General features: G+C 71.9%; 23 protein-coding genes. 5 read left to right on the top strand and 18 right to left on the bottom strand.

Features of this window, described 5'->3' with window-relative positions; genetic code table 11:
* The first annotated feature begins 69 nt into the window (after positions 1–69).
* Positions 70–1,032 (top strand): hypothetical protein, encoded by a 963-nt coding sequence (locus tag ABFX55_RS12630; protein ID WP_346120644.1) that lies wholly within the window; start codon positions 70–72, stop codon positions 1,030–1,032.
* A gap of 55 nt (positions 1,033–1,087) precedes the next feature.
* Here the strand turns inward: ABFX55_RS12630 and alc are convergent, their stop codons facing one another.
* The 7 genes from alc to ABFX55_RS12595 all read right to left on the bottom strand — a co-directional run bounded on the left by alc (position 1,088) and on the right by ABFX55_RS12595 (position 8,279).
* Positions 1,088–2,035 (bottom strand): allantoicase, encoded by a 948-nt coding sequence (gene alc, locus ABFX55_RS12625; protein ID WP_346120643.1) that lies wholly within the window; start codon positions 2,033–2,035, stop codon positions 1,088–1,090.
* Between the two features lie 18 nt (positions 2,036–2,053).
* On the bottom strand, positions 2,054–3,358 hold the full coding sequence (allB, locus tag ABFX55_RS12620) for an allantoinase AllB (protein WP_346120641.1): 1,305 nt from the start codon (positions 3,356–3,358) through the stop codon (positions 2,054–2,056).
* A gap of 34 nt (positions 3,359–3,392) precedes the next feature.
* Positions 3,393–4,538: a glycerate kinase gene (locus ABFX55_RS12615; RefSeq protein WP_346120639.1), complete on the bottom strand. Its 1,146-nt coding sequence runs from the start codon at positions 4,536–4,538 to the stop codon at positions 3,393–3,395.
* 93 nt (positions 4,539–4,631) lie between these two features.
* Entirely contained in the window at positions 4,632–6,329 is a 1,698-nt protein-coding gene (gene gcl, locus ABFX55_RS12610) for a glyoxylate carboligase (RefSeq protein ID WP_346121969.1), read from the bottom strand.
* A gap of 2 nt (positions 6,330–6,331) precedes the next feature.
* Positions 6,332–7,174: an NAD(P)-dependent oxidoreductase gene (locus tag ABFX55_RS12605; RefSeq protein WP_346120637.1), complete on the bottom strand. Its 843-nt coding sequence runs from the start codon at positions 7,172–7,174 to the stop codon at positions 6,332–6,334.
* On the bottom strand, positions 7,171–7,920 hold the full coding sequence (locus tag ABFX55_RS12600; RefSeq protein WP_346120635.1) for a TIM barrel protein: 750 nt from the start codon (positions 7,918–7,920) through the stop codon (positions 7,171–7,173). Before ABFX55_RS12600 ends, ABFX55_RS12605 begins: the two co-directional genes overlap by 4 nt.
* A complete protein-coding gene (locus ABFX55_RS12595) occupies positions 7,917–8,279 on the bottom strand; it encodes an allophanate hydrolase-related protein (RefSeq protein ID WP_346120633.1) in 363 nt (120 codons plus the stop codon). The genes ABFX55_RS12600 and ABFX55_RS12595 overlap by 4 nt, the downstream gene beginning before the upstream one ends.
* Before the next feature lie 253 nt (positions 8,280–8,532).
* Here ABFX55_RS12595 and ABFX55_RS12590 point away from each other — a divergent pair, with 253 nt between their 5' ends.
* A complete protein-coding gene (locus tag ABFX55_RS12590; protein ID WP_346120631.1) occupies positions 8,533–9,696 on the top strand; it encodes a winged helix DNA-binding domain-containing protein in 1,164 nt (387 codons plus the stop codon).
* Here ABFX55_RS12590 and ABFX55_RS12585 read toward each other — a convergent pair.
* The 9 genes from ABFX55_RS12585 to uraD all read right to left on the bottom strand — a co-directional run bounded on the left by ABFX55_RS12585 (position 9,693) and on the right by uraD (position 18,857).
* On the bottom strand, positions 9,693–10,757 hold the full coding sequence (locus ABFX55_RS12585) for an XdhC family protein (protein ID WP_346120629.1): 1,065 nt from the start codon (positions 10,755–10,757) through the stop codon (positions 9,693–9,695). The genes ABFX55_RS12590 and ABFX55_RS12585 overlap by 4 nt on opposite strands.
* Positions 10,757–12,154, bottom strand: a complete 1,398-nt coding sequence (locus ABFX55_RS12580) for an NCS2 family permease (RefSeq protein ID WP_346120627.1) — start codon at positions 12,152–12,154, stop codon at positions 10,757–10,759. The genes ABFX55_RS12585 and ABFX55_RS12580 overlap by 1 nt, the downstream gene beginning before the upstream one ends.
* A gap of 78 nt (positions 12,155–12,232) precedes the next feature.
* Complete coding sequence (locus ABFX55_RS12575) at positions 12,233–14,518, bottom strand: xanthine dehydrogenase family protein molybdopterin-binding subunit (RefSeq protein WP_346120625.1); 2,286 nt, start codon at positions 14,516–14,518, stop codon at positions 12,233–12,235.
* The gene (locus ABFX55_RS12570; protein WP_346121967.1) at positions 14,515–15,885 is read right to left on the bottom strand and encodes an 8-oxoguanine deaminase; all 1,371 of its coding nucleotides are present in this window, start codon (positions 15,883–15,885) and stop codon (positions 14,515–14,517) included. Before ABFX55_RS12570 ends, ABFX55_RS12575 begins: the two co-directional genes overlap by 4 nt.
* Before the next feature lie 2 nt (positions 15,886–15,887).
* Positions 15,888–16,361 carry a (2Fe-2S)-binding protein gene (locus tag ABFX55_RS12565; RefSeq protein ID WP_346121965.1) on the bottom strand — a complete coding sequence of 158 codons (474 nt, stop codon included), beginning with the start codon at positions 16,359–16,361 and terminating at the stop codon, positions 15,888–15,890.
* A complete protein-coding gene (locus ABFX55_RS12560; RefSeq protein WP_346120623.1) occupies positions 16,361–17,221 on the bottom strand; it encodes an FAD binding domain-containing protein in 861 nt (286 codons plus the stop codon). The genes ABFX55_RS12565 and ABFX55_RS12560 overlap by 1 nt, the downstream gene beginning before the upstream one ends.
* A 2-nt stretch (positions 17,222–17,223) precedes the next feature.
* Positions 17,224–18,087: a factor-independent urate hydroxylase gene (gene pucL, locus ABFX55_RS12555; RefSeq protein ID WP_346120621.1), complete on the bottom strand. Its 864-nt coding sequence runs from the start codon at positions 18,085–18,087 to the stop codon at positions 17,224–17,226.
* Positions 18,088–18,387, bottom strand: coding sequence for a hydroxyisourate hydrolase (gene uraH / locus ABFX55_RS12550; protein ID WP_346120619.1), 300 nt, complete (start codon positions 18,385–18,387; stop codon positions 18,088–18,090).
* Positions 18,384–18,857: a 2-oxo-4-hydroxy-4-carboxy-5-ureidoimidazoline decarboxylase gene (gene uraD / locus ABFX55_RS12545; protein ID WP_346120617.1), complete on the bottom strand. Its 474-nt coding sequence runs from the start codon at positions 18,855–18,857 to the stop codon at positions 18,384–18,386. The genes uraH and uraD overlap by 4 nt, the downstream gene beginning before the upstream one ends.
* A gap of 133 nt (positions 18,858–18,990) precedes the next feature.
* Here uraD and ABFX55_RS12540 point away from each other — a divergent pair, with 133 nt between their 5' ends.
* The 3 genes from ABFX55_RS12540 (at position 18,991) to ABFX55_RS12530 (ending at position 22,962) form a co-directional block, all read left to right on the top strand.
* Positions 18,991–20,493 (top strand): PucR family transcriptional regulator, encoded by a 1,503-nt coding sequence (locus tag ABFX55_RS12540; RefSeq protein WP_346120615.1) that lies wholly within the window; start codon positions 18,991–18,993, stop codon positions 20,491–20,493.
* 45 nt (positions 20,494–20,538) lie between these two features.
* A complete protein-coding gene (locus ABFX55_RS12535) occupies positions 20,539–22,023 on the top strand; it encodes a beta-N-acetylhexosaminidase (RefSeq protein WP_346120613.1) in 1,485 nt (494 codons plus the stop codon).
* Positions 22,024–22,122: 99 nt separating this feature from the next.
* Entirely contained in the window at positions 22,123–22,962 is an 840-nt protein-coding gene (locus ABFX55_RS12530) for a deoxyribonuclease IV (RefSeq protein WP_183658875.1), read from the top strand.
* A 7-nt stretch (positions 22,963–22,969) separates the two neighbouring features.
* Here the strand turns inward: ABFX55_RS12530 and ABFX55_RS12525 are convergent, their stop codons facing one another.
* Both ABFX55_RS12525 and ABFX55_RS12520 read right to left on the bottom strand, forming a co-directional pair.
* Positions 22,970–23,995 (bottom strand): cation:proton antiporter, encoded by a 1,026-nt coding sequence (locus tag ABFX55_RS12525; RefSeq protein WP_346120611.1) that lies wholly within the window; start codon positions 23,993–23,995, stop codon positions 22,970–22,972.
* The gene (locus ABFX55_RS12520; RefSeq protein ID WP_346120609.1) at positions 23,974–24,966 is read right to left on the bottom strand and encodes a hypothetical protein; all 993 of its coding nucleotides are present in this window, start codon (positions 24,964–24,966) and stop codon (positions 23,974–23,976) included. Before ABFX55_RS12520 ends, ABFX55_RS12525 begins: the two co-directional genes overlap by 22 nt.
* Positions 24,967–25,101: the final 135 nt, after the last annotated feature.

Here is a 25,101-nt window from a genome sequence, read left to right as displayed (position 1 = left end):
GCTCCCGTCACGAGCGCCCCTGACACTGTGGGCGGGCGGGGCTCGCGACCCGCGAGCCGCGATCAGCCCATGCCGCCGATCTCGGGCCGGCGGCTCCCCCCGGGCAGCGGGCTGCGGCTGCTGGTCACCGGTGACGGCGGCGCGTTCAGGCTCGACGTCGGCACCGGTGCCCGCACCCCGGTGACCGGTCCGCCGGGCGACCCGCTCGTATGGGGCATGCGCGGGGGCTCGCGCGAGCTGCTCGTGGCGACCCGGCCGGACTCCTCGGCCGCAGGCGGCCTCTACGTGCTGCGTGGCGCGACCGCGCGGCGGCTCGGCGACGCGCTGTTCGCCTTCGCCGCGGCCGACGGCAGGGGCGTGTGGGCGCTGCAGCGGGTGAAGGGCGAGCGGTGCCGCCTGCGCCTGCTCGACTTCGAGGGCGAGGCGCTCCGTCCCGCCCTGCCCTTCGCCTGCGCGGCCGCCCCCTCCCAGGACACGCCGCGCGGCCTGCTGGCACGGGACGACGGAGCGGGGCTGACCAGGCTGCTCGACGGGACCACGGGCGAGGAGGTGTTCAGCGCACGTGACCTGCACGCCGTGACGCGCGACCTGGCACTCGTCTCCGACGCGGAAGGCCCCGCTCTGGTGGACGTCGGCTCGGGGAGCTCCGTGCACCTGGACTGGCCCGCGACCGAGGGGCAGCCGTCCAGGACGGCGGTCAGCCCCGACGGCAGGCGGATCGCGATGTGGTTCGCCGACCCCGCCTGGCCAGGGCCGCGCCAGTATCTCGACGTGCAGGTGCTCGACCTGGCCACGCGGGCGTGGACCAGGCTGCCGTCGATGCCGGTGCCCGCCTCGCTCAAGACCACCTCGATGGCGTGGACCGGCGACGGACGGCTGGTCCTCGCGGGCCGCTTCGTCACCACAAGCGGTGTGCTGCCGGCGGAGTCGGACTACGCCGCTCACCTGGTGGCCTGGCGTCCGGGCGAGGCCGAGCTCTCGCCGACGAGGATCGAGCTGCCACCCGGCGCCCTGGCCACGCTCAGCCCGTGAGCCGCGCGGACTCGGTGGACGCCGGCCGGGGTGCGCGCCCGGCCGGACGCTCCCCCTAGGCCAGCGTGCCGAACAGGCGGACGCGGGCCAGCCCTCCGTCGGGGTAGATGTCGACGCGGACGTAGGCGGCGGCCCGGTCGTCGTCCACGCGGAAGCGGTGCGGTGTGTCGGGCTGCAGGCGGGTCTTCGGCAGCAGCTCGAACCACGTCTCGCCGTCCGCGCTCGCCCGCATGGAGAGCGCGCCCGGCGCGTTGAACAGCAGGTTGGTGGTGTCGACCTCGATCAGCCTGATGACCCCGAGCGCGGCGAGGCGGATCACCAGCCAGTCGTTGCCCCCGTCGCGGCGGCGCGCGGTCTCCCAGCCCTCCGCCTGGTGCCTGGCCAGCCCTGGCGCGAGCGCGTTGTTGGGCGAGGAGTAGAACTCGTTGGAGCAGGAGGTGACGACCGCGCCGTTGGCCAGCGCCGCCAGGTCGAGGCCGAGCCCCTCGTAGACCGACAGGTCGGGGCGCACCTCCCCGTGCACGCGCAGGCGGGCGATGCCGCCGTCGGGGAACATGTTGAGGCGCACGTGGGTGTAGCGGCGCTCGTCGGCCACCTCGAAGTGGTGCTCGGCGTCGCCCTTGAGCTCGCTCTTCGGCACGATCTCCACCCACTCGGCCGCCTCGAGCTCGGCGACGCTCGGGTGGCCCTCCACGGCGCAGGCCTCGACGGAGGCGTGCGGCGGGTAGTTGCCCTTGAACCAGGCGGTGTCGATCACGACGCCGCGGACCACACCGGGCAGGCCGAGCCTGACGATCGCCCAGTCGTGGCCGGGCTCGCGGCGGCGGCGCGTCTCCCAGCCGTCGTAGACCTGGCCCTTGTTGCCGAACGTCTCGGCCTGGAAGCCGGGACGGCCGGGGCGGATCAGGCTCTCCTTCTCGGCGAAGGACTCGTCGTTGGCGGCGACGACCGAGCCGCCGAGCGTGCGGAGGGCCAGGTCGGGAAGGGTGATGAAGCTGGGCATTCGGTGTGCTCTCTCCTGTCAGAGGAAGGTGCCGCGAGGCGGGGCGGTGAGGTCGACGGTCGTGCCGCGCAGCCAGGTGGTGCGAACGACGCCCTTCAGCACGCGGCCGTGGTAGGGCGTGACGGGGTTCTTGTGGTGCAGTCCCGCGGCGTCGACGGGGTTGGCGGCGTCCGGGTCGAAGGCGACGAGGTCGGCGTCGTTGCCTGGGGCCAGGCCGCCCTTGCGCGGGATCCCCGCCAGGGCCGCGGGGTTGGCCGACATCCAGCGCACGACGTCGGGCAGGCCGTGCCCGCGCTTCGACGCCTCGGTCCAGATCGCCGGCAGGCCGAGCTGGAGCGAGGCGATGCCGCCCCACGCGGCGGCGAAGTCGGGGATCTTGAGGTCGGAGGGCGAGGGCGAGTGGTCGGAGACGACGCAGCTCAGCACCCCGCCGGCCAGGCCCTCCCAGAGCAGGTCGCGGTTGGCCTCCGAGCGGATCGGCGGGCAGCACTTGAAGGCGGTGTCGCCCTCGGGCACCTGCTCGGCGGCGAGCGTGAGGTAGTGCGGGCAGGTCTCCGCGGAGACGCGCAGGCCGTCGCGCCTGGCGGCGGCGAGGGGCTCCAGGCAGTCGGCGCTGGAGACGTGCAGGATGTGGACGCGGGCCCCGGTCTGCCTCGCCAGCTCGATCACCTGCTCGACCGCGCGCCGTTCGGAGGCGCCCGGCCTCGACTCCAGGAACTCGGGGTAGGTCGGGCCCGTGGGGTCGAGCAGCAGCGAGGGGTCCTCCGCGTGGACGACCATCAGCCCGTCGAACTCGGCGATGACCTCGAGCGCCTGCCGTACCTCGTCGGGGGTCAGCGGGGGGAACTCCTCCACGCCCGAAGGGGACAGGAAGCACTTGAAACCGTAGACGCCGCGCTCGTGCAGGGGGCGCAGCTCGGCCAGGTTGCCGGGGATCGCGCCGCCCCAGAAGCCGACGTCCACGTGGCACTGGCCGCGCGCGGCCTCCTGCTTGGCGGTGAGGGCGCCGGGATCGACCGTGGGAGGCAGGGAGTTGAGCGGCATGTCGACGATGGTCGTCACGCCGCCCGCCGCGGCGGCGCGGGTGGCCGAGGCGAAGCCCTCCCAGTGCGTACGGCCGGGCTCGTTGACGTGCACGTGGGTGTCGACCAGGCCTGGCAGCAGCGCCAGGTCGCCGAGGTCGGTGTCGAGCGAGGCGTCGAGGGGGGCGTCGTGGGGGTGGATCGCGGCGATCCTGCCGTCCCGCACGGCGACCGCCGCCGGACGCTCGCCGTCGGGGGTGACGGCCCTGCGGGACCGGACCACGAGGTCGTACTCGGTCATCTCCTGCCTTCTCACGGTGGACGATCGGTGACGGTCAGAGGCGTTCCGCGGCGACGCGGGCGGCGAGGCGTTCGAGCAGCGGCCCCGCCTCTGCCATGCAGCGCTCGGTGTCGGGTTCGAGGTCGGTGAGGGCGTAGGCGGCCTCGATGCCGGCCGCGCGCAGCTCCTCGTCCGACAGCGTGCGGCGTCCGCAGACCGCGACCACGGGGACGCCCGCCCTGGCCGCGGCCTGGGCGACGCCGACGGGGGCCTTGCCGCGCAGCGACTGCTCGTCGAGCGAGCCCTCGCCGGTGACGACCAGGCGCGCCCCCTTGACCTGCTCGTCGAAGCCGAGCAGGTCGAGCAGGTAGTCGATGCCCGGGCGGATGTCGGCGTGCAGGAAGGCGAGGGCGGCGAAGCCGACTCCTCCCGCCGCGCCCGCGCCGGGGGCTCCCGCCACGCCCATGGGGCGCGGGGTCCCGTCGTGCTCGACGGCGCCCAGCAGGCCATGGGTCTGGGTGGCGACGGCGGCCAGACGGCCGAGCGCGGAGTCGAGGAGGACGACGTCCTCGGGGGTGGCGCCCTTCTGCGGGCCGTAGACGGCCGCGGCGCCGTGCGGGCCCAGCAGCGGGTTGTCGACGTCGCTCGCGACGACCACCTCGACCCCCGAGACGTCGATGAATCCTGAGATGTCAATCTTGGCGAGCTCGCGCAGGGCCGCCCCTCCCCTGGGCAGCTCCTCGCCGGTGGCGGTCAGCAGCCGCGCACCGAGCGCCTGGACCATGCCGGCCCCTCCGTCGGTGGAGGCGCTGCCACCGAGGCCGAGGACGACCCGGCGGGCGCCGCGCCTTACGGCGTCGGCGATGAGCTCGCCCGTGCCGTGACTGGTGGCGGTCAGCGGCTCGGGGCCGCCTGGAAGGCGGCGCAGACCCGAGGCCTCGGCCAGCTCGACGACGGCGGTGCGCTGCTCGTCGAGCCAGGCGTAGGAGGCCGTGACCGGCAGGCCCGTCGGCCCCGTCACCTCCAGGGTGACGCGGGTGAAGCCGCAGGCCACAGCGGCGTCCACGGTGCCGTCGCCGCCGTCGGCGACGGGCAGCTCGACGGTCGGGACGCCGAGGCCCGCCGACACCCTGCCCGCGACCTCGGCCGCGGACAACGACCCCTTGAACTTGTCCGGCGCGACGAGAACATGTTCAACCACTGCGAAACTCCCCAGCCGATGATGAAGAATGGGCGGACGCGCCTTCCTGCCCGGTGCGAGCGGGCAGGAAGGCGTGCCTGCGATGACCCATCATCACACCTCGGTGGGAAGCGGCTCGAACTCGCGTACCGCGTCGATGGACAGCCCGTGCGGGGTGTTGGCCTCGCGCTCGATCATGACCTCCACGAGCACCGGCCTCGACGTGCGCGCCGCCTCCTTGGTCGCCCACTCCAGCGAGGGGCGGATCTCGGCGGGATCGAAGACGCGCACGCCCGCGCAGCCGTACGCCTCCATGATCTTGACGTTGTCCGTCCCGTACTCGTCGAAGTGGATGTCCACCTGGTAGTTCATCTCGTACGGCAGCGACGCCTGCCTGATCAGCCCCAGGTACTCGTTGTTGAGCATGATGAGCACGAACGGCACGTCGTACTGCGCGGCGACGGCCAGCTCCTCGACCAGGTACTGGAAGCCGTAGTCGCCGACCACCCCCACCACCTGCGCCTCGGGGGCGGCCTTCTTCACCCCGATCGCGGCGGGGATCTCCCACCCGAGCGGCCCCGCCTGGCCGCACACCTGGTAGCGGCGCGGCTTGAAGGCCTTCTGGTGCTGCCCGCCCCAGATCTGGTAGAGCCCGATGGCGGTGACGAAGTAGGTGTCCTCGTCGAAGAAGTCGTTGATCTCCTTGTAGACGCGGGGCGCCTTGACGGGGATGTCGTCGAAGTCCTCGCGCCTGGTGAGCGTGCTGCGCAGCCGCGCCACGCGGGCCGGCCACGCCCCCGCCGTACGGCTGATGCCACGCGCCCTGGCCAGGTCCAGCATCGCCCGCAGGAAGAGCCTGGTGTCGGAGACGATGCCGAGGTCGGGCTCGAAGACCCTGCCGAGCTGGGTGGGCTCGATGTCGACGTGGATGAAGGTGCGCTCGCCCCTGTAGACGTCGAGCGCGCCGGTGTGGCGGTCGCCGAAGCGGGCGCCGAGGGCCAGCACGAGGTCCGACTCGAGGAAGGAGGCGTTGCCGTACCGCTGGGAGGTCTGGATGCCCGTCATGCCGGAGAACAGCGGGTGCCCCTCGTCGATGGAGCCCTTGCCCATGAGCGTGACCTGCACGGGGACCTGCAGCAGTTCGGCCAGCTCGACCAGCTCGGCCGAGGCGTCGGCGATGACGACCCCGCCGCCCGACAGCAGCAGCGGGCGCTCGGCGGCCAGGAGCAGGTCGAGCGCGCGCTCGACGCGCGGCAGGTGCGGCTCGACCCTGGCCACGGGCAGCGGGACGTCGATCGAGGGGTCGTACTCGATGACCTGCTTGGCGATGTCGACGGGGATGTCGATGAGGACGGGACCAGGACGGCCGCTCCTGGCGGTTCTGAACGCCTCGCGGAAGATCCACGGCGCCTGCGCGGCCTCCTTCACCTGCACGGCCCACTTGGTGACCGGCTTGGCGATCTCGACGATGTCGACCGCCTGGAAGGCCTCCTGGTGCAGCTTGGTGGAGGCGGCCTGGCCGGTGACGCAGACGATCGGGATCGAGTCGGCGAAGGCGGTGTAGAGGCCGGTGATCATGTTGGTTCCCGCGGGGCCGCTCGTCCCGATGGCCAGGCCGACCCTGCCGTTGGTGCGGGCCCAGCCGTCGGCCATGTGGGTGGCGCCCTCCTCGTGCCTGACGACGAGGTGCTCGATGCCACCGAGCTCCTCCATCGCCTTGTAGAGGGGCAGGATCGCGGCGCCTGGACAGCCGAAGGCCACGTCGACGCCCTCGGACTTGAGGACCTCCACGACCGCGTTCATCGCCGGCATCTTCATCGGCTGACCCTTTCGTTGGCGGAGAGCCCCTCGACCACCAGCAGGAGCGCGGAGTGGTCGAGCGAGCCGTGCCCCTGGGCGCGGGCGGCGGCGACGAGCTGCGCGGTGAGCGCGGACATGGGCAGCGCGACCTCGGCGGTGCGAGCGGCGTCGAGGATGATGCCCATGTCCTTGTGGTGCAGGTCGATGCGGAAGCCCGGCTGGAAGCTCCTGGCCAGCATCGACTCCCTCTTGAGGTCGAGGATCCTGCTGGCGGCCAGCCCGCCGGCGAGCACGTCGAGCCCCGCTGCGGCGTCCACGCCCGCGGCCTCCATCAGCACGATGGCCTCGGCCACCAGCGCGTAGGTGCCGCCGACGACCAGCTGGTTGGCGGCCTTGACGAACTGTCCCGAGCCGGGCCCGCCGACGAGTTCGTAAGTCTTCCCGACCGCCTCGAAGATCGGCCTGGCGGCCTCGAAGTCGGCCTCGGAACCGCCGACCATGATGGAGAGGACCCCGTCGACCGCCCCCTTCTCGCCGCCGGAGACGGGCGCGTCGAGCGTCCGCTTCCACTGGTCGGCCAGCCTGCGGGAGGTCTGGGGGGTGATGGTGGAGAAGTCGATGTAGAGCGCGTCCTGGGGCGCGTTGGCCGTGATCTCCGGGAACACGGCCTCCACCTGCGGATCGGCGGGCAGCATCGTGATGACGACCTCCGCCTCGCGCACCGCCTCCGCGACGCTCCCCGCGGTGCGGAAGGGCCTGTCGACCACGTCGTGACCGACGACCTCGTGCCCCGCCCTGACCAGGTGCTCGGCCATGGGCAACCCCATGATCCCGAGCCCGATGAAACCGATCCTCACGTCACGAACTCCTGCCTCTTGGTGATCCAGTCGAAGTCGAGCTCCGGGTCCTTGTACTCCAGCCCCACCCACCCCTCGTAGCCGTCGAGCAGTTCGGCCAGCGGCAGCGAGCCGGTTCCCGGGCGTCCGCGGCCGGGGTTGTCGGCGATCTGCACGTGTCCCGTCAGCGGATGCGCGAGCGCGGCGGGCAGGTCCTCCCCCATCCGGGCCAGGTGGTAGAGATCGCACAGGAAGCGCACGTTCGGCTCGCCCACCGCCTCGATCACGTCCGTGGCCGCCTTGACCGACACCAGCGGGTAGGACGGCGACTCGTAGGCGTTGAGCGCCTCGACGAGCACGACCGCGTCGATCGCCGCGGCCTTGCGCGCCGCGAGAGCGAGGTTCTCCAGGGCGAGCTCAGGCTCGCCGTTGTTGCCGTAGAGGGCGTTGAGCGCCCGGCAGCCTAGCCGTCCTGCGATCCCCACCGCGACGTCGAGGTTGTCCCTGAACCTCTTCACGTCGCCAGGGCGCCCGACGAGCCCGCGCCCTCCTTCGGGGATGTCGTCGACGAAGTTGAGACCGACGAGCCGTACGCCCGCGTTCCCGATCGCGTCGACGAAGGCGTCCACCTCCCTGTCTCCGGGAACGGCCGTGTCGAAGGGCCACCAGAACTCCACCGCGTCGAACCCCGCGGCCCTGGCCGCGGCGGGACGTTCGAGCAGCGGGAGCCGGGTGAACAGGATCGAACAGTTCACGTCGAATCTCACGAGAGCCACCTTCCTTGCGCGGTGATGTCGACCAGCGGCACGTGCGAGGTGAGCGGCCTGCGCAGCAGCATGGCCAGCGACGACCCGCCGTCGGCCAGCTCGATCACGCCGAGCTCCAGCTCGGGTGGCTCGGCCGGCAGCAGGCTGTCCCGCAGGAGGTCGAGGTCGAGGTCGTAGAGCTCGCCCGCGATGGCGGCGCCGCCGTGGGCGACGGGCGCCAGCGCCGGGCAGCGCCCGCCGACGGAGTAGAAGCGGTATTTCGGCGCGGTACGCGTCTCGGCCATGAGCGGCGCCCCGCCGAGCAGGTGGTGCAGCGGCCCGCCTCGCATCGCGCCGCCGTTGAGGAACATCAGGGCCATCGCAGGCTCCTCTCGTGGGAGAGGCCCGTAGGTCTGCCGGAGGCAGCGCGGTACCTGGTGTGCCACCCAGTACACACAGCCGCCGCCCGCCCGGTCTACCGGCAGGAAGTCCGAAGCCGGTGACCCGGCCGGAGCGAACGGTTGTGGGTTGGTCCAAAGTGATTTCCGTCGGTGGGAGCGGTTAGCCTCACCCTGTGAGCCGGCCCCCTCGTCCCCAGCGCCCCGTGACACCGCGACCCGAAGGCGGTCGCCGATGAGCGGGTCCCGCCTGGTCACCACGGACGAGCGGCGGGCCAGGCTCGGCCTGCGCCAGGCCCTCGCCGTCCGCGCGGGGTGCGTCGAGGAGGCCGTCGAGTCGGTCGTGGCGCTGCACGGCACCGACCCCGCCACGGTGTTCCTGTCGGCGGGCGCGCGCACCGGCACGCGGGGGCCAGAGCCTGTCGAGAAGGCGCTGTACGAGGACAGGACCCTCGTCAGGATGACGGGGATGCGCCGCACGATCTTCGTGGTGCCGCGTGAGCTGGCCCCCGTCGTCCACCATTCCAGCGCGCTGGCCATCGCGGTGCGCGAGCGCAAGCGGCTCACCCAGCACTTCATGGACGGCGCGGGCTTCGACGAGCGGTGGATCTCCAGGGTCGAGGGTGAGGTGCTCGCCGCGCTGCGCGAGCACGGCGAGCTCACCGCGACGCGGCTCGGCGAGGTGGTGCCCGACCTGCGCACGCAGATCGTCTACGCGCCGGGCACGGCGCACGAGGTCAAGCAGGGCGTGAGCACCAGGCTGCTGTTCGTCATGGCGGCCGAGGGGCTGATCGTCAGGCAGGGCCGCCCCTCCGGCTCGTGGATCAGCGGGCAGCACCGGTGGGCGCCGGCGCCCGAGATGCCGGTGCTGACGGCGGGCGAGGCGCAGGCCGAGCTGGTGCGCAGGTGGCTGGCCGCCTACGGCCCCGGCACCGAGGCCGACCTGAAGTGGTGGACGGGCTGGACCCTCGGCGAGGTCCGCAGGGCCCTGCAGGCGGTGAAGGCGGTGACGGTCGAGCTGGAGGAGAGCGCGCCCGGCTACGTGCTGCCCGCGGACTTCGAGCCCGCCGCGCCCGCCGAGCCGTGGGCGGCGCTGCTGCCCGCGCTCGACCCGACGCCGATGGGCTGGCAGCAGCGCGACTGGTACCTCCCGCAGGCGCACAGGGCCGAGCTGTTCGACAGGTCGGGCAACGTCGGCCCCACGGTCTGGTGGAACGGCGCGGTGGTGGGCGGCTGGGGACAGCGCGCCGACGGCGAGGTGGTGTGGCGGCTGCTGGAGGACGTGGGGGCCGACGCGGTCGCGGCGGTGGAGCGCGAGGCCGCCAGGCTCACGGCGTGGCTGGACGGCGTGACGGTGACCCCCCGCTTCCGCACCCCTCTCGAACGCTCACTCCGCTAGCGACCCACCGCCTCGGGGTGGATCTCGTGGTGGATGGGGCCGCGCGTCTCCGACAGCGGCAGCCCGCAGGCCCCCCGCCGGGAAGCGATGATCTCCGCGACGATCGACACGGCGGTCTCCTCGGGCGTGCGTGCTCCCAGGTCCAGCCCGATGGGCGAGCGGAGCCTGCTCAGCTCCTCCTCGGTGAGCCCCGCCTCCCGCAGCCGCCGCGTCCTGTCCTCGTGCGTACGGCGGGAGCCCATCGCCCCCACGTAGCCCGCGCCGGTCCTCAGCGCCACCTCCAGCAGCGGCACGTCGAACTTGGCGTCGTGGGTGAGGACCGCGACGACCGTGCGGGAGTCCACCTCGGTGCGTGAGAGGTAGCGGTGCGGCCAGTCCACGACCACCTCGTGGGCGTCGGGGAAGCGGCGGCGGGTGGCGAAGACCGGGCGGGCGTCGCACACGGTGACGTGGTAGCCGAGCAGGCGGCCCGCCCTGGTGAGCGCCGCCGCGAAGTCGACGGCGCCGAAGACGAGCATGCGCGGCGCGGAGGCGTGCGACTCGACGAACAACTCGACGCCGCACAGCTCCCGCAGCCCCGTCGTCCCCGATTCGAGCATCGCCCTGGTCTCCGCCACCACGACCGCGTCGAGCGCGCCGTCCCCCATGCTGCCCTCGTGCCGGTCGGGCCACACGAGGACGGCGCCCACCGAGGGCCCGAGCCCCCTGGCGAGTGCCACGGGCTCGCCAGGCCGTACGGACCGGAGGAGACCCTGGCCGGGCCAGACCAGCACCTCGATGACGCCGCCGCAGGTGAGGCCCACGGCGAACGCGTCGTCGTCGCTGTAGCCGAAGGTTCGGCGCGTGGGCACGCCGGTCTCGATGACCTCCATGCACAGCTCGTAGACCGCGCCCTCGACGCATCCGCCCGACACGCTGCCGACGGCCTCCCCTTCGGCCGACACCGCCAGCGCCGCGCCGGCCTGGCGGGGGGCGCTGCCGGTGGTCGAGATGACGGAGGCGACGGCGAACCGCCTGCCCTCGGCGGCCCAGGCCGTCACCTCCTCCAGAAGGTCGAACATCAGCCGATCAGGCCCTCGATGAAACCGATGCCGAAGTACCCGACGAAGATCGCGCTGATGACCCAGAGCAGCCAGTGGATCTCGTCGAACCGGCCCCTGGCCGCCTTGATCACCGTGTAGGCGATGATGCCCGCCCCCACGCCATTGGTGATGGAGTAGGTGAACGGCATCAGCGAGATGGTCAGGAAGGCCGGGATCGCCAAGTCGAGCGAGTCCCATTCGATCTTGCGGACCGCGGTCATCATCAGCGCGCCCACCAGCACCAGCGCGGGCGCGGCCGCCTGGGCGGGCACGACGGCCGCCAGCGGGGTGAGGAACATCGCGGCGGCGAACAGCCCTCCGGTGACCAGGCTGGCGAGGCCGGTGCGAGCGCCCTCCCCCACCCCCGCGGCCGACTCGACGACGACGGTGTTGGCCGAGGCCCCCGTGCCGCCGCCGATGACCGCGCCGAGGCCGTCGATGGTCAGGATCTTGCCGATGCCCTGGATGCGCCCGTCGGAGTCGGTCATGCCCGCCTCCTCGCCGACGCCGAGGATGGTGCCCATCGCGTCGAAGAAGCCGGACAGCACCAGCGTGAACAGCACCACGGTCGCGGTGAGGAAGCCCGCCGAGGCGAAGCCGCCGAACAGGTCCACGTCGAACAGCAGCCCGAAGTCCGGCGTGGCGATGATCTGCGAGGGCATCTCCGGGGTCACGACGCCCCACTTCAGGCCCGGCACCACCGCGTTGACCACGACGGCCAGGACGGTCGCCGCGACGATGCCGATGAGCAGCGCCCCTGGCACCTTCCTGACGAACAGGGCGAAGGTGAGCAGCAGCCCGGCGCAGAACACCACGATCGGCCAGCCCACCAGGTGCCCGCCGACGCCGAGGGTGACGGGCGTGCCCGCGCCCTTGCCGACGAACCCGGCGTCCACCAGGCCGATCAGCGCGATGAACATGCCGATCCCGACCCCGATGGCGTGTTTGACGGGGGTCGGGATGGCGTCCATGATGAGCTGCCTGATGCCGGTCAGGGCGAAGATCACGATGACCACGCCCTCCAGCACGACCAGGCCCATGGCTTGCGCCCAGGTCATGTAGGGCGCGGCCTGGAAGGCGACGACGGGCGCGACCCCGAGACCGGAGGCGAGCGCGAAGGGCGCGTTGCCCACCAGGCCCATGAGGATCGTGGTCAGCGCCGCCGACAGGGTCACGGCGGTGGTGAGCTGCGGGATGCTCATCTGGGCGCCCGTGACGTCCTTGGCGCCGCTCAGGATGATCGGGATGAGCAGGATGATGTAGGCGACCGCGACGAACGTCGTGATTCCGCCGCGCACCTCCCTGCCTACCGTGCTCCCCCTTCCCGCGATGTCGAAGAGGTCGCCGGTGGTGGGTCTGGGCTTCAGCTGGGTCATGGTCGGGCCCTCCTCAGGGCGTGATCGACCTGCGGCGGGGCATGACGGACCCGTCGCGGGGGGGTGTGTGCTCGTCCCTTACTGGCCGGTGATGTGCTCCGGCCGTACCGGCACCCTGGTCAGTGCCAGGCCCGTGGCGTCGCGGATGGCCGCGACGATCGCGGGCGTGGAGGAGAGCGTGGGTGGCTCTCCCGCCCCGCGCAGCCCGTACGGCGCGCGCGGGTCGGCGTTCTCGAGGATCTCCAGCCGCATCGGCGGCATGTCCTGGATGGTGGGGATGAGGTAGTCGGTGAACGACGGGTTGCGCACCACGCCGTCGCGCACCACGATCTCCTCCATCACGGCCAGGCCGAGCCCCTGCGCGCTGCCGCCGTGGATCTGGCCCTCCAGCGAGAGCCTGTTGATGATCCGCCCGACGTCCTGCACCGCCGCGAGCTCGACGACCTTCACCAGGCCGAGCTCCACGTCCACGTCCACGACCGCGCGGTGGACGCACAGGGCGAGCTGGGTGTGCGAGTCGCCCTGCCCGCTCTCCTTGTCCATGCCGGTGGTCGGCTCGTGGTGGTACTCCCTTGTCTCCTCGATGACGTCCTCGCCGAGGACCTCCTCGATCGAGGCGATCACCCCCACGGAGGCGGAGACGATCTTGCCGCCGACGAGCGAGAGGTCGTCGTGGTCGAGGCGCTCGAACAGCCGCTCCCTGACGGCCTCGCATGCCGCCTTGACCGCGCCTCCCGTCATGTACGTCTGGCGGGAGGCCGAGCTCGACCCCGCGTCTCCCACCTGGTTGTCGGCGGGGTGGATGACCACGCGCTCGATGCCCAGCTCGGTGCGAGCGATCTGGGCCTCGACGGTCTCCAGCCCCTGGCCGACCTCGGCCGCCGCGGTGTGGACCAGCGCGGTGGCCTCTCCCCCGATGACCTCCAGGCTGACCCTGGCGGTGGAGTAGTCGTCGTACCCCTCGGAGAAGCAGATGTTCTTCAGCCCCACTCCGTAACCGACACCCCGCCTGACGCCCTCGCCGTGCGTGGTCTGCGACGCGCCACCGGGCAGGTTCCTGATGTCGGTGGCGTCGAGCGGGGCGGGAAGCGGCAGCGTGCGGGCCTGCTCCAGCATCTCGGCCATCGGCAGCGGGGCCCACAGCACCTGACCCGTCGCGAGCCTGGTGCCCTGGGAGGCGGCGTTGATCTGGCGGATCCTCACGGGGTCGATCCCGCAGGCGGCGGCCAGCTTGTCCATCATCGACTCGTAGGCGAAGCACGCCTGCACCGCGCCGAAGCCGCGCATCGCGCCGCACGGCGGGTTGTTGGTGTAGACGCCGTAGGCGTCGATGCTGACGTTGGGGATCTCGTAGGGTCCGACGCCGAGCGAGGCGGCGTTGCCGACCACGTTGAGCGTCGCGGAGGTGTAGGCCCCGCCGTCGAGCAGGATCTCGACGTCGGCGTAGAGGATCTCGCCGGTGCTCAGCGCGCCGTACTCGTAGCGCATCTCGGCGGGGTGCCTGTGCACGTGACCGAAGAACGACTCGCGCCGGTCGTAGACCATCTTGACCGGCCTGCCCGTGCGCATGGCCAGCATCGCCGCGTGGATCTGCATCGACAGGTCCTCGCGCCCGCCGAAGGCGCCGCCGACGCCCGACAGCGTCATCCTGATCTTCTCCTCGGGCAGCCCGAGGCAGGGACCGATCTGCTTGAGGTCGTTGTGCATCCACTGGGTGGCGACGTAGAGGTCCACGCCGCCGTCCTCGGCCGGTACGGCCAGCCCCGACTCGGGACCGAGGAAGGCCTGGTCCTGGATGCCGACCTCGAAGGTGCCGCTGACCACGACCTCGGCCAGCCGCCTGGCCGCCTCGACGTCCCCCACGCGGACGGGCTGGTGCCTGGCCGGGTTCGGCCGCTCCTGCACCTGCGGGTAGGAGGGGTCGAACGCGGCGCGGCGGGCGTCGGTCAGGGGCTCGAGCACCTCCCACTCGATCGCGATCCTCGCCAGCGCCCTGCGGGCCGTCTCCGGGTGGTCGGCGGCGACCAGCGCGATCGGCTCGCCCTGGTGGCGGACCTCGCCGATGGCCAGGACCGGCTGGTCCCATGTGTGGTCGAGCCCGTAGTGCCTGCGTCCTGGCACGTCCTCGTGGGTCAGGACGGCGTGCACGCCCGGCTGGGCGAGCGCCTCGGCGGTGTCGATGGCGACGATGCGCGCCCTGGGGTGCGGGCTGCGCAGCGTGGCGCCCCACAGCATGCCGTCGATCCACAGGTCGGAGGCGTAGGCGAACTCTCCCGTCACCTTCAGGGTGCCGTCGGGCCGCGGCGGGCTGTCGCCCACCCCGCCGGCTCCCCGCACCGTGATGACCTCGGGTGTCCCCCTCATGAGTGAACCTCCTTCGCCGCGCTGAATCCCTGCTCCGCCGCCGTGCGCAGCAGACGGTCGCGGGCGCTCGCGCCCGCCCTGCCCACGGCGTCCTGCGACACCGTGCGCAGCTCGTCGTCCTCGACGACCGTCTCGCCGCCGACCAGCAGCCTGGCCAGCGGCGGCTGCCTGGTGCCGAACACCAGCTGGCACACCGGGTCGGCGACGGCCGAGCCGAAGGCTCCGTCCACCCGCCACAGCGCGAGGTCGGCCAGCTTGCCCGGCTCGATCGAGCCGAGCTCCTCCTGCCTGCCGAGGTTGCGCGCCCCGCCGAGCGTGGCGATCTCCAGCGCCTGCCTGGCGGTGAGCGCGGTGGGGCCGTAGCGGGCGCGCTGGAACAGCAGCGCCTGCCGCATCTCGCCGGCCAGCGTGGTGAGCTCGGAGGAGGCGTTGCCGTCGACGCCGAGCCCGACGTTGGCGCCGCGCTCGAGCATCTCCGACACCCTTGCGATGCCGGCGCCCAGCCGCCCGTTGGAGGAGGGGCAGTGCGCCGAGCCCGTGCCGGTGGCCGCGAACTTCGCGATGTCGCCGTCGCTCAGGTGCACGGCGTGCGCGAACCACACGTCGGGCCCGAGCCAGCCGAGCTTGTCCATGTAGTCGACGGGCCGCATGCCGAACTGCTCGACGCAGTGCTCGTCCTCGTCCAGCGTCTCGGCCAGGTGGGTGTGCAGGCGCACGTTCTCCGCCCTGGCCAGGGCGGCGGCCTCGGTCATGAGCTCGGCGCTCACCGAGAACGGCGAGCACGGCGCGACCGCGACGCGCAGCTTGGAGGAGAAGGAGGGGTCGTGGTAGGCGCGGATGGCCTCGTGGGTGGCGGTGAGGATCTCCTCCAGCGGCTCGACCACCACGTCCGGCGGCAGCCCGCCCTGCGACTCGCCCCTGTCCATCGACCCGCGCGCGGGGTGGAACCTGAGGCCGATCTCGCGGGCCGCCTCGATCTCGGCGGCGAACAGGTCGCCGCGGCCCTTCGGGAAGACGTAGTGGTGGTCGGAGGAGGTCGTGCAGCCCGAGAGTGCCAGCCAGCCGAGCCCTGCCGAGGCCGCGCCGTGCACCACCTCGGCGTCCATCGCCGCCCACACCTGGTAGAGCGACACCAGCCACTCGAACAGCGTGGCGTCCTGGGCCAGGCCCTGGGAGGCCCACTGGTAGAGGTGGTGATGGGTGTTGACCAGTCCAGGCGTGGCCAGGCAGCCGGTGCCGTCGATCCTTTCGCCGCCGCCCTCGGGCGCGGGCCCCGCTCCCAGCGAGACGATCCGGTCCCCTTCGATCCGGATGTATCCGGAGTCGATCTCGGGGCCCACGACCGGAGCGATGTGGACGTTCTCGATGATCACTTCAGGGCCGCCTTGCGGGTGGCCGCCAGCCGTACGGCGTCGAGGATCTTCTCGTAGCCGGTGCACCGGCACAGGTTGCCCGCAAGCGCCTCCCGGATCTCCACGTCGGAGGGGTGCTCGTTGCGCTGGATGAGGTCGTGCGCCTGCACGATCAGACCGGGCGTGCAGAAGCCGCACTGCACGGCGCCCGCCTCGACGAACGCCTCCTGCACGGGGTCGAGCCCCCCGCCGTCGGCCAGTCCCTCGACCGTGCGGACCTCGCGTCCCTCGACCTGGCCCGCCGCCACCAGGCACGAGCAGACCGGCGTGCCGTCCAGGTAGACCGTGCAGGAGCCGCACTCGCCCTGCTCGCAGGCGTTCTTCGAGCCCGGCAGGCCCACCCGCTCGCGCAGCACGTACAGAAGGCTCTCGCCCTCCCACACGTCGTCGACGGCCTCGCTCCTGCCGTTGACGGTGAAGTTGACCCGCATCACGCGGCCCTCGCCTTCCTGTAGTCGTTCCAGGCCCAGGTCAGGGTCCTGCGGGCCATGACCGCGAGCGCGTGCCTGCGGTAGTCGGCCGTGCCGCGCACGTCGTCGATCGGCGAGGCCGCCTGCGCGCACAGCTCCCCGAACCGCTTCAGAACCGCGGGGTCGAGCCGCGCGTCCCAGTCGAGCTCGGCGGCCATGAACGCCTCGGCCTCCAGCGCCCTGCGCGGTGTGGGGGCGGCCGAGCCGATCCCCGTGCCGACCCTGCGCTCGGACGGATGCAGCGCGACCGCGAACGAGCACACGGCGATCACCATCGCGTTGCGGGTGCCGACCTTGGAGAAGTACTGCGGCCCCTCGGCGGGCTTCATGCGGAAGGCCCTGATCAGCTCGTCAGGCTCCAGCGCGCTGCGCTTCACGCCCAGGTAGAACTCGGCGGCGGGGATCAGCCGCACGCCCCTGTCCCGCGACTCCACCTCGATGACCGCGTCACCGGCCAGCAGCGGCGGGTGGCTGTCTCCGGCGGGCGAGGCCGCGCCGAGGTTGCCGCCCACCGAGGCGCGGTTGCGGATCTGCGGCGAGCCGACCGTCCTCGACGCCTGCGCGAGGCCGGGCAGCGCGCCGCCCAGCTCCTCGATGACCCGCACGTACGGCACGCCCGCGCCGACCCGCTGCACCCCGTCGACCAGTTCCACGTCGTGCAGCTCGCGCACCTGGTTGAGGTCGAGCAGCGCGACGGGCCTGCGCACGTCGAAGTTGATCTCCACCATCACGTCGGTGCCGCCCTGGATGGGCACCGCCTCGGGCTGGTCCGCCTTGGCGGCCAGCGCCTCCTCCCACGTCGTGGGCCGAAGAAAGTCCATCGTCACTCCCAAGCGAACGCCGCGTCGGGCGCGTCCTCGCGCAGCACACTGCCCTCGATCAGGCCGTAGGGCCGGTCGGCGGCGTAGAAGACCTCGTTGTCGTTGTCCAGGCCGAACGGCTCCAGATCCACCAGGAAGTGGTGCTTGTTCGGCATCCGCATGCGAACCTCGCACACCTCGGGCCTGCTCTCCAGCACCCGTGTGCCCATGGCGTAGAGCGTCTGCTGCAGCGACAGGCTGTAGGTGCCCGCGAAGGCGTCGAGCAGGCTCTGGCGCACCTCGGCGTACGACTTGCCGAAGTCGGCCTCCGGCGAGGTGTGCCGCCAGTGGGCGGTCACGGCCGTGGCCAGGATGCGGTCGGTGGTGGGCCTGAGCGTCGTGTACTCGTCGACGATGTAGCCGTGGAACTCCGAGTCGGTGGAGTTCAGCACGACCAGGTCCTTCAGGCCCGAGACCACGCTGGTCCGCCCGTCGCGGTCGTGGTGGACCACGCAGGTGCGCACCTCCCTGCCACCGCGCACGAAGGAGTGCCCGCCGCCGATGCGCTCCCAGCCGTACTCGTCGATCTCCACCCTCGCGTGGTGGATCGTGGGCTGGGACTGCACGAAGTGCCTGGCCAGCAGGAGCGCGAAGTCCTCGATCTGGTCGACGCCGTGCTTGCGCGCGAAGGCGTAGGCGGTGTTCTTCTGGGTGTCGGTCGGCAGCACGGCGGCGTTGCTCCCCGTGAGGTGGACCGCCTCCATCTCGCCCGACAGGGAGCTGCTGACGTTGATGTCCTTGAGGTGGTGGACCCCGCCGTCCCGCACGACGCGGACGAGTCTCGTCTCCGCCTTGCCGTAGCGGTTGGGTCCGAGGATGACTGACATCTAGCTCCCTCTGTAGGTGGAGTAGGCGAACGGGCTGAGCAGCAGGGGAACGTGGTGGTGCTCGGCCGGGTCGGCGACGGTGAAGGTGATGACGACCTCGGGATAGAAGGTCTGCTCGAGGTAGGCGCCGGTGTCGAAGACCACCCTGTGCACGCCCGCGCCCGGGTTCCAGCCCTTGATCCTGCCGTCGTCGTCGGTACGGCCCTGCGCCACGACCTGCCCCTCGTGCTCAAGCCGTACCGCGACTCCCACGGCGGGCCTGCCGGTGACCGCGTCCAGCACGTGCGTCGAGAAGCTCATATCCTCGCCAGCCTCAGTCTCGTGATCTTGGCCAGTTCGTCGCGCACCACCGCGCGCTCGGTGGCCTCGTCGTTGTCCAGGCGCCCCTTCAGCCGGGCGAGCATCTCCTCGCCCGACAGCCCGGTGGCGCAGATCAGGTAGACGTGGCCGAAGCGCTCCTCGTAGACGCGGTTGCCCTCGGCCAGCTCCGCGCGCACGTGGTCCTCCACGCCCGACTGCTCCTGCCTGCTCCACTCCGACTCGCGCCCGGCGCCCGCGGCGCGCTCGCCGATCCTCGGGTGGGCGGCCAGCGCCTCCTCGACGTCGGGCCAGGCCAGGGCGCGCACCGCGGCCTCGGCCGCCGCGCCGAGCTCGGCCGGCCCCGCGTACGGCCGGCCCGCCGCCACCTCGCGGGTGAAGGCGCGGGAGGCGCAACAGGCCAGCAGCTCCTTCTCCGCCTCTTCGGGGCTGAGGGCGTTGAGGTTCACCATGTCATGAGTACACACAGCCCTGATGTCCCCGGTCCAGCAGCAAGAACTCCGAAGTGGGAGGGGGGTTGGCCAGGTCTTTTCGTGTCAACCTCCAATGCTCGGGCTGTTCACACTTCGGTTACCCTCCGAGTGCATGCGACTCAACGCGTTGGCGGGCATGCCGGAGCTGGGGCTGTCGGTCGTCACCGGGCACGACGAGCTCGAGCGGCCTGTCCGGTGGGTCGTCACCACCGACCTGCTCGACCCTGGCCGCTACCTCACCGGCGGCGAGCTCGTCCTGACCGGGCTGATCTGGCGGCGCTCTGCCGACGACAGCGAGACCTTCGTCAGAGCGCTGGCCAGGGCGGGGGTGTCGGGGCTCGGCGCCTGCGAGGCGCGCAGCGGCGACCTGCCGCCCGACCTGGTCGAGGCCTGCCGCAGGCACCGGGTGCCGCTGTTCCACGTGCCGCCCGAGCTGTCGTTCGCCGAGGTCACCGAGCACATCGTGCGGCACCTGTCGACGGCTCGCGCCTCCGACGTGACCGCCGTGCTCGACCGGCACCGCCAGCTCGTCGCGGGCGCGGGGCTCGATCCTGTGCTGGAGATGATCGGACGCGACCTCGGCATGCGCTGCTGGGTGCTCACACCCTCGGGCCGCCTGGTGTCGGGCTCCAGCCCGCTCGACCCCGGCACGGCCACCGCCCTGGCCACGACCTTCCTGACCGCCAGGCGGCTGCCGTGCACGCGTGCGGGCTACTCGGTCTTCCCCGTGGACGAGCAGACCACCTCCAGGGTGGCCGACTGGTTCGTCGCCTTCGAGGGCCGCTACTCCGACTGGCCGGAGGAGCGGCGGGCGCTGGCAGGCGAGCTCGCGGCCGTGGCCGCGGTCGAGCGCGTCCGGCTCGACGACAGGCTCAGCCCCGAGGGGCGCATCGCCCAGGAGCTCGTCCGCCTGGTCGTCACCGAGGGCAAGGCCAGCGACATCCTGCCCAGGCTGGAGGTCACGGGACTGGCGGGAGCGCCCGGCTATGTCGCGCTCGCCGCCGCGGCCCACGGCGCCCTGCGCCCCGCCGAGCTGCGCAGCGTCATCAAGGAGCTCCTGCAGGGGCCCGCCGCTCCCGCCGTGGGGGTCGTCGACGACGAGGCGATCGCCCTGGTGCCCGCCGACGACACGGATGTGACCGCCCGGGTGCGCGCCGCCGTCCAGCACCTGTCCCCCGCGCTCACCGACACCCGCCTGACCGTCGGCGTCAGCGGCGCGGCGCCCGTCGAGGGGCTGCGCGGCGCGGTCGAGGAGGCGCGCTTCGCCAGGCGGCTGGCCGAGGGCAGGCCGGGTCAGGGCGCGGTGGTCGGCCACGAGGAGCTGGCCACGCACGTGCTGCTGCTGGCCTCGGTGCCCGACGACGTGCGGCACGTCTTCAAGGTGCGCCTGCTCGACCCGCTGCGCTCCTACGACCAGGTGCACAAGGCCGACCTGGTCCGCACCCTGGAGGCCTTCCTGCAGTGTTCGGGGTCGTGGACGAAGTGCTCGGAGCTGCTCCACGTCCACGTCAACACCCTGCGCTACCGCATCCAGCGCATCCAGGACCTCACGGGCAGGGACCTGTCGCGGCTGGAGGACAGGGTGGACTTCTTCCTGGCGCTGCGCCTGGGCTGAGGGTCTGTGGTATATGTAAAGAAACCTTACTATTGGGAGCGTCCGTTGCCGCACCGCCGCCTTGCCGCGCTCATGACGGTCTCCGCCCTCGCCACCTCGTGCGCCCCCTCCTCCCCCGAGTCGGACGGCCCCGCCCTGGTGCCTGTTCCCGCCTCGCTGCGCGTGACGGAGGGCTCCTTCACCCTGGCCTCGGACGCCAGGATCGGCGTGCGCTCGGCCGAGGGCGCGCCGGTGGCCGAGGAGCTGGCCAGGATGCTGCGCCGCTCCACCGGCTACGCCCTGCCCGTCGTGCGCGAGCCCGCCGAGATCACTCTGGAGGTCTCCGGCGGCCAGGAACTCGGCCGCGAGGGCTACACCCTTGACGTCACCCCCGGCGGCGTACGGCTAGCGGCGGGCACCGCCGAGGGCGTCTTCCGCGGGGTGCAGACGCTGCGCCAGCTCCTGCCCGCCGCGATCGAGAACCCCGCGCCGCAGCCAGGCCCGTGGACCATCGGCGGGGTGAGCATCGAGGACAGGCCGCGCTTCTCCTACCGCGGCGTGATGCTCGACGTGGCGCGCCACTTCTTCACCGTCGAGCAGGTCAAGCGCTACATCGACCTGGCCGCCTCCTACAAGGTCAACGTGCTGCACCTGCACCTGACCGACGACCAGGGCTGGCGCATCGAGATCAAGAGCTGGCCCGAGCTGGCGGGCGACGACTCCTACAGCCAGGAGGACTACCGCGAGATCGTCCGCTACGCCGCCGAGCGCTTCGTCACCGTCGTGCCCGAGATCGACACTCCCGGCCACACCAACGCCGCCCTCGCCGCCTACGCCGAGCTGAACTGCGACGGGGTGGCGCGCGAGCCGTACGAGGGGACCGAGGTGGGGTTCAGCTCCCTGTGCGTGGACAAGGAGGTGACCTACCGCTTCCTCGACGACGTGGTGCGGGAGGTGGCCGCGCTCACGCCCGGGCCGTACCTCAACCTGGGCGGGGACGAGGCGCACAGCACCGACCCCGAGGACTACGAGAAGTTCGTCGCCCGCGCCCAGCAGATCGTCGACACCCACGGCAAGCGGCTCATGGGCTGGGCGGAGATCACCTCCGGCTCGGTCGCCCAGCACTGGAACCCCCGCGAGCCCGACCGCGCCCGCGCCGCCGTGGCGCGCGGGGCCAGGCTCGTCATGTCGCCCGCCGACCACGCCTACCTCGACATGAAGTACACCGACTCCACCGAGTACGGCCTGGACTGGGCCGGACTGGTCGAGGTCAGCGACAGCTACGAGTGGGACCCTGCCACCGTCGTCGAGGGCGTCGGCGAGCGGGACATCCTCGGCGTCGAGGCCCCGCTGTGGACGGAGACGCTGGCGACCTCTGGCGCGCTGGAGTTCATGGCCTATCCGCGCCTGCCCGGGATCGCCGAGATCGGCTGGTCGCCCGCCGCCGCCCGCTCGTGGGAGGGCTACAGGACCAGGCTCGCCGCGCATGGTCCTCGATGGAGCGCCCGCTCGGTGACCTTCTACCGCTCGCCGGAGATCCCGTGGAACTGAGACGCCGAACTCCCTGGTGAACGCCCTCCCGCGCCGGACGGCCTGGCCCGCGGACATCCGGCTCGGACTGTCGGTCAACCGGCCTACACTGGCGGCATCATGAGCCCTACCTCTCTCATCGGCGGACACGTCTCCGTCACCGGCGGCCTGGCGACGGGCGGCCTGAAGTACATGGCCGAGATCGGCGCCGAGATGGCGCAGGTCTTCGTCACCAACCCCAGGGGCTGGGCCCTGGCCGCGGGCAGGCCCGAAGAGGACGCCAAGCTCGCCGAGTCGGGCGTCGTCTCCTTCATCCACACGCCCTACCTGGTGAACTTCGGCTCGCCCAACCCCGAGACGCTCGCCAACTCGATCGCCATCACGCGTCACACGCTGCTGCGCGGAGTGGCCACGGGCAGCAAGGGCGTGGTCGTCCACACCGGCTCCGCGGTCAGTCAGTCCCGCGACGACGCCCTCCGCCAGCTGCACGAGCACCTGCTCCCTTTGCTGGAGGAGATCCCCGACGACGGCCCCGACCTGCTGCTCGAGCCAATGGCGGGGCAGGGCGCGATGCTGTGCGCCACCGTCCAGGACCTCGAGCCCTACCTGGCCGCCCTCGACTGGCACCCCAAGGCCGGCGTCTGCCTCGACACCTGCCACGCCTTCGCCGCCGGCCACGACCTCGCCTCGCCCGACGGGGTGCGCGAGACCTTCGACGCGCTGCACGCCATCGCCCCTGGGCGGCTGAAGCTCGTGCACGCCAACGACTCCAAGGACGTGTGCGGGTCCAAGAAGGACAGGCACGAGAACATCGGCGCGGGTCACATCGGGGCGCAGCCGTTCGGTGAGCTGATGCGGCACCCGGCCGTGGCGGGCGTGCCGATCTGCATCGAGACCCCCGGCAAGGCCGAGCAGAACAGGGCCGACATCGAGCTGCTGAAGAAGCTGCGCGACAGCTGAGCCGCCGCTACCGGTCAGAAGGCCTGGCGGCGGCCCGGCCGTGGCGGCCGCCCCAGGTGTCGGCCGCCCTGTTGGCCACGACGTAGACGAGGTTGACGGTCAGGATGGCGGGAGCGATCACCGCCACGAATCCGGGGAAGTCCCGCTCGAAGGCCAGGGCGAGGATCACCGCCGTGATGCCGTTCTGCTGGGCCAGCCCGAGGTGGATCCGGTCGATCACCGGCAGACCGTGGGTGAGCACCAGCGCGGCGAGCATCTGGGCGGCGAAGGCCGACAGTCCGAGCAGCACCCCCATCATCAGGTTCGCCCCGCCGACCAGCAGCAGCCCCATCAGGAAGGCCGACAGCGCGAACGCCGCGCTGACCGACCTGTTCAGCCAGCGGGCGTCGGGCAGCCGCAGGTACAGTCCCGCCGCTGCGATGCCCAGCATGAGCGAGCTCCACGCGGCGGTGGCGACCGCCCCCGCAGCCGCCAGGTAGCTCAGCACCGGCGGGGCCTTCCTGACCAGCCGCCACACCGCGTAGACGGCGATCGCGAACAGCGCGTTCAGTCCCAGATCGGCCAGGTACGACACCGACAGGCCGCCCTCGACCGGCCGGGTGAGCGACACGGCGTAGAAGGCGAGGATCACCGTCACGGGATCGTCGAAGGAGGACCACGCGCCCAGGATCGTCCTGGCCCTGTCCGACAGCCTGTTGTCGGACATCACCGAGGCCACGGAGAGCGGGTCGATCTGGGCCACCGCCACCGCGAGGATCACCGCGCGCGGATCGCCTGAGACGAGGTAGACCACCCCCGCGACGAAGGCGGCCTTGAGCAGCACGCCGACGGTCACGGCCAGCAGGATCAGCCTGCGGTGCTGCCTGGCCTCGGCTCTGTCGATGCCGTGCGTGCTGCCGTACAGGCCGACCGCCAGCAACAGGCTGCTGAGCAGCAGGTAGGCGCCTGAGTACTGCAGGCCCTCGACGTGACCCAGATCGGCGGTCAGCCAGCCGATCCCGACGAGCAGGATCAGGAGCCCGATTCGGACCAACGTTCACTCCCTGAGATGGGGCGCAGGTGCCCTTTCGGTTCCGGAGGCTTCTCCCGCTGGTTGATCGGCGGCAGCGTGAAGTGCCCGCGGATGGTGTCGACCAGCTTGGCCATCTTGTCGTCGGCGACGTCGACCTTGCGCTGGTCGAGCGTCACCCCGACCAGGTAGCGGCCCGAGTCGATCCAGTAGAGGTAGAGCGCGCCACGCTCGACGTCCAGCACGGTCCTGATGAGGATCCCGCTCTCGATCCTGGCCAGCTGCCTGTCCAGGCGGGTGGTCAGCCACTGCAGCTGCTGTCCGGCCTCCAGGTAGACCCGCCTGCGCTCTTCCTGGCTGGTGTCGTGGAAGAAGTGGGCCAGGTCGGCGTCGTCGAGCACGTCGGTGTAGAACACGCACCGGTCGCCGGTGAAGTAGCCGACGAAGTGGAGGTCCTCCTGATCCAGCATGGCCACGCAGCTGGCGAGCGCCTTCTCGATCGAGGCGCCGGGCTCGGGCGTGGTCCTGATGAGGATTTCCGACTCGCCGATGACCTTCCGTTTGGTGGCGGTGGGCGCGATGCCCGAAGGGGCCGTCATGTGCGGGAGGTACAGGCCCCTGTTGTACAGGTAGAGCAGGTAGCCGCAGGTCGCGACGGTGAAGGCGCTGACGCCCGCGGTGATCAGCCCGAGCAGCTCCGCCGCGACGCCGCCGCCCCACCACACCGGACCGAAGGCGGCGACGAAGCCGAGCAGGCCGCTGCCCGCCGCGGCGACGGTCAGCGCGACGACCAGCAGCACGGGTAAGCGGGCGCGGATCCTGCCGAGCACGAGCGCCATGACGGTCAGCGCGACGATCACCGTCAGCACCGTCATTGCGCGGGAGAAGCTGTAGTCCTCCCTCTCGATGTACCAGGAGAGCATTTCAAGGATCAGCGGGAGCAGGACGAGAGAGGCGATGACGACGGCGAACCTGCCATAACGATCCCTGTCCACGTGGGTACCGGCCTTTCGGTGGGTGACCTCAGGCTCCAGGACGGCCGGTGATCGCGTCAATAACCGGCAACAGGCGCATCCCGTGACAGGAGACGCAAAGGGGCGCCGCTCGCGCGATCCGGCCGCCCCCGTAGG

The organism is Nonomuraea roseola, from assembly GCF_039535395.1.
Lineage (GTDB): Bacteria > Actinomycetota > Actinomycetes > Streptosporangiales > Streptosporangiaceae > Nonomuraea > Nonomuraea roseola.
This window is presented reverse-complemented; position numbering and strand designations above follow the sequence as displayed.

Bases quoted from the DNA above. Each gene is read 5' to 3' on its own strand.
- ABFX55_RS12630 (WP_346120644.1), top strand. From the start codon at position 70: ATGCCGCCGATCTCGGGCCGGCGGCTCCCCCCGGGCAGCGGGCTGCGG.
- alc (WP_346120643.1), bottom strand. From the start codon at position 2,035: ATGCCCAGCTTCATCACCCTTCCCGACCTGGCCCTCCGCACGCTCGGC.
- allB (WP_346120641.1), bottom strand. From the start codon at position 3,358: ATGACCGAGTACGACCTCGTGGTCCGGTCCCGCAGGGCCGTCACCCCC.
- gcl (WP_346121969.1), bottom strand. From the start codon at position 6,329: ATGCCGGCGATGAACGCGGTCGTGGAGGTCCTCAAGTCCGAGGGCGTC.
- ABFX55_RS12595 (WP_346120633.1), bottom strand. From the start codon at position 8,279: ATGGCCCTGATGTTCCTCAACGGCGGCGCGATGCGAGGCGGGCCGCTG.
- ABFX55_RS12590 (WP_346120631.1), top strand. From the start codon at position 8,533: ATGAGCGGGTCCCGCCTGGTCACCACGGACGAGCGGCGGGCCAGGCTC.
- ABFX55_RS12585 (WP_346120629.1), bottom strand. From the start codon at position 10,757: ATGTTCGACCTTCTGGAGGAGGTGACGGCCTGGGCCGCCGAGGGCAGG.
- ABFX55_RS12580 (WP_346120627.1), bottom strand. From the start codon at position 12,154: ATGACCCAGCTGAAGCCCAGACCCACCACCGGCGACCTCTTCGACATC.
- ABFX55_RS12575 (WP_346120625.1), bottom strand. From the start codon at position 14,518: ATGAGGGGGACACCCGAGGTCATCACGGTGCGGGGAGCCGGCGGGGTG.
- ABFX55_RS12565 (WP_346121965.1), bottom strand. From the start codon at position 16,361: ATGCGGGTCAACTTCACCGTCAACGGCAGGAGCGAGGCCGTCGACGAC.
- ABFX55_RS12560 (WP_346120623.1), bottom strand. From the start codon at position 17,221: ATGGACTTTCTTCGGCCCACGACGTGGGAGGAGGCGCTGGCCGCCAAG.
- pucL (WP_346120621.1), bottom strand. From the start codon at position 18,087: ATGTCAGTCATCCTCGGACCCAACCGCTACGGCAAGGCGGAGACGAGA.
- uraH (WP_346120619.1), bottom strand. From the start codon at position 18,387: ATGAGCTTCTCGACGCACGTGCTGGACGCGGTCACCGGCAGGCCCGCC.
- uraD (WP_346120617.1), bottom strand. From the start codon at position 18,857: ATGGTGAACCTCAACGCCCTCAGCCCCGAAGAGGCGGAGAAGGAGCTG.
- ABFX55_RS12540 (WP_346120615.1), top strand. From the start codon at position 18,991: ATGCGACTCAACGCGTTGGCGGGCATGCCGGAGCTGGGGCTGTCGGTC.
- ABFX55_RS12530 (WP_183658875.1), top strand. From the start codon at position 22,123: ATGAGCCCTACCTCTCTCATCGGCGGACACGTCTCCGTCACCGGCGGC.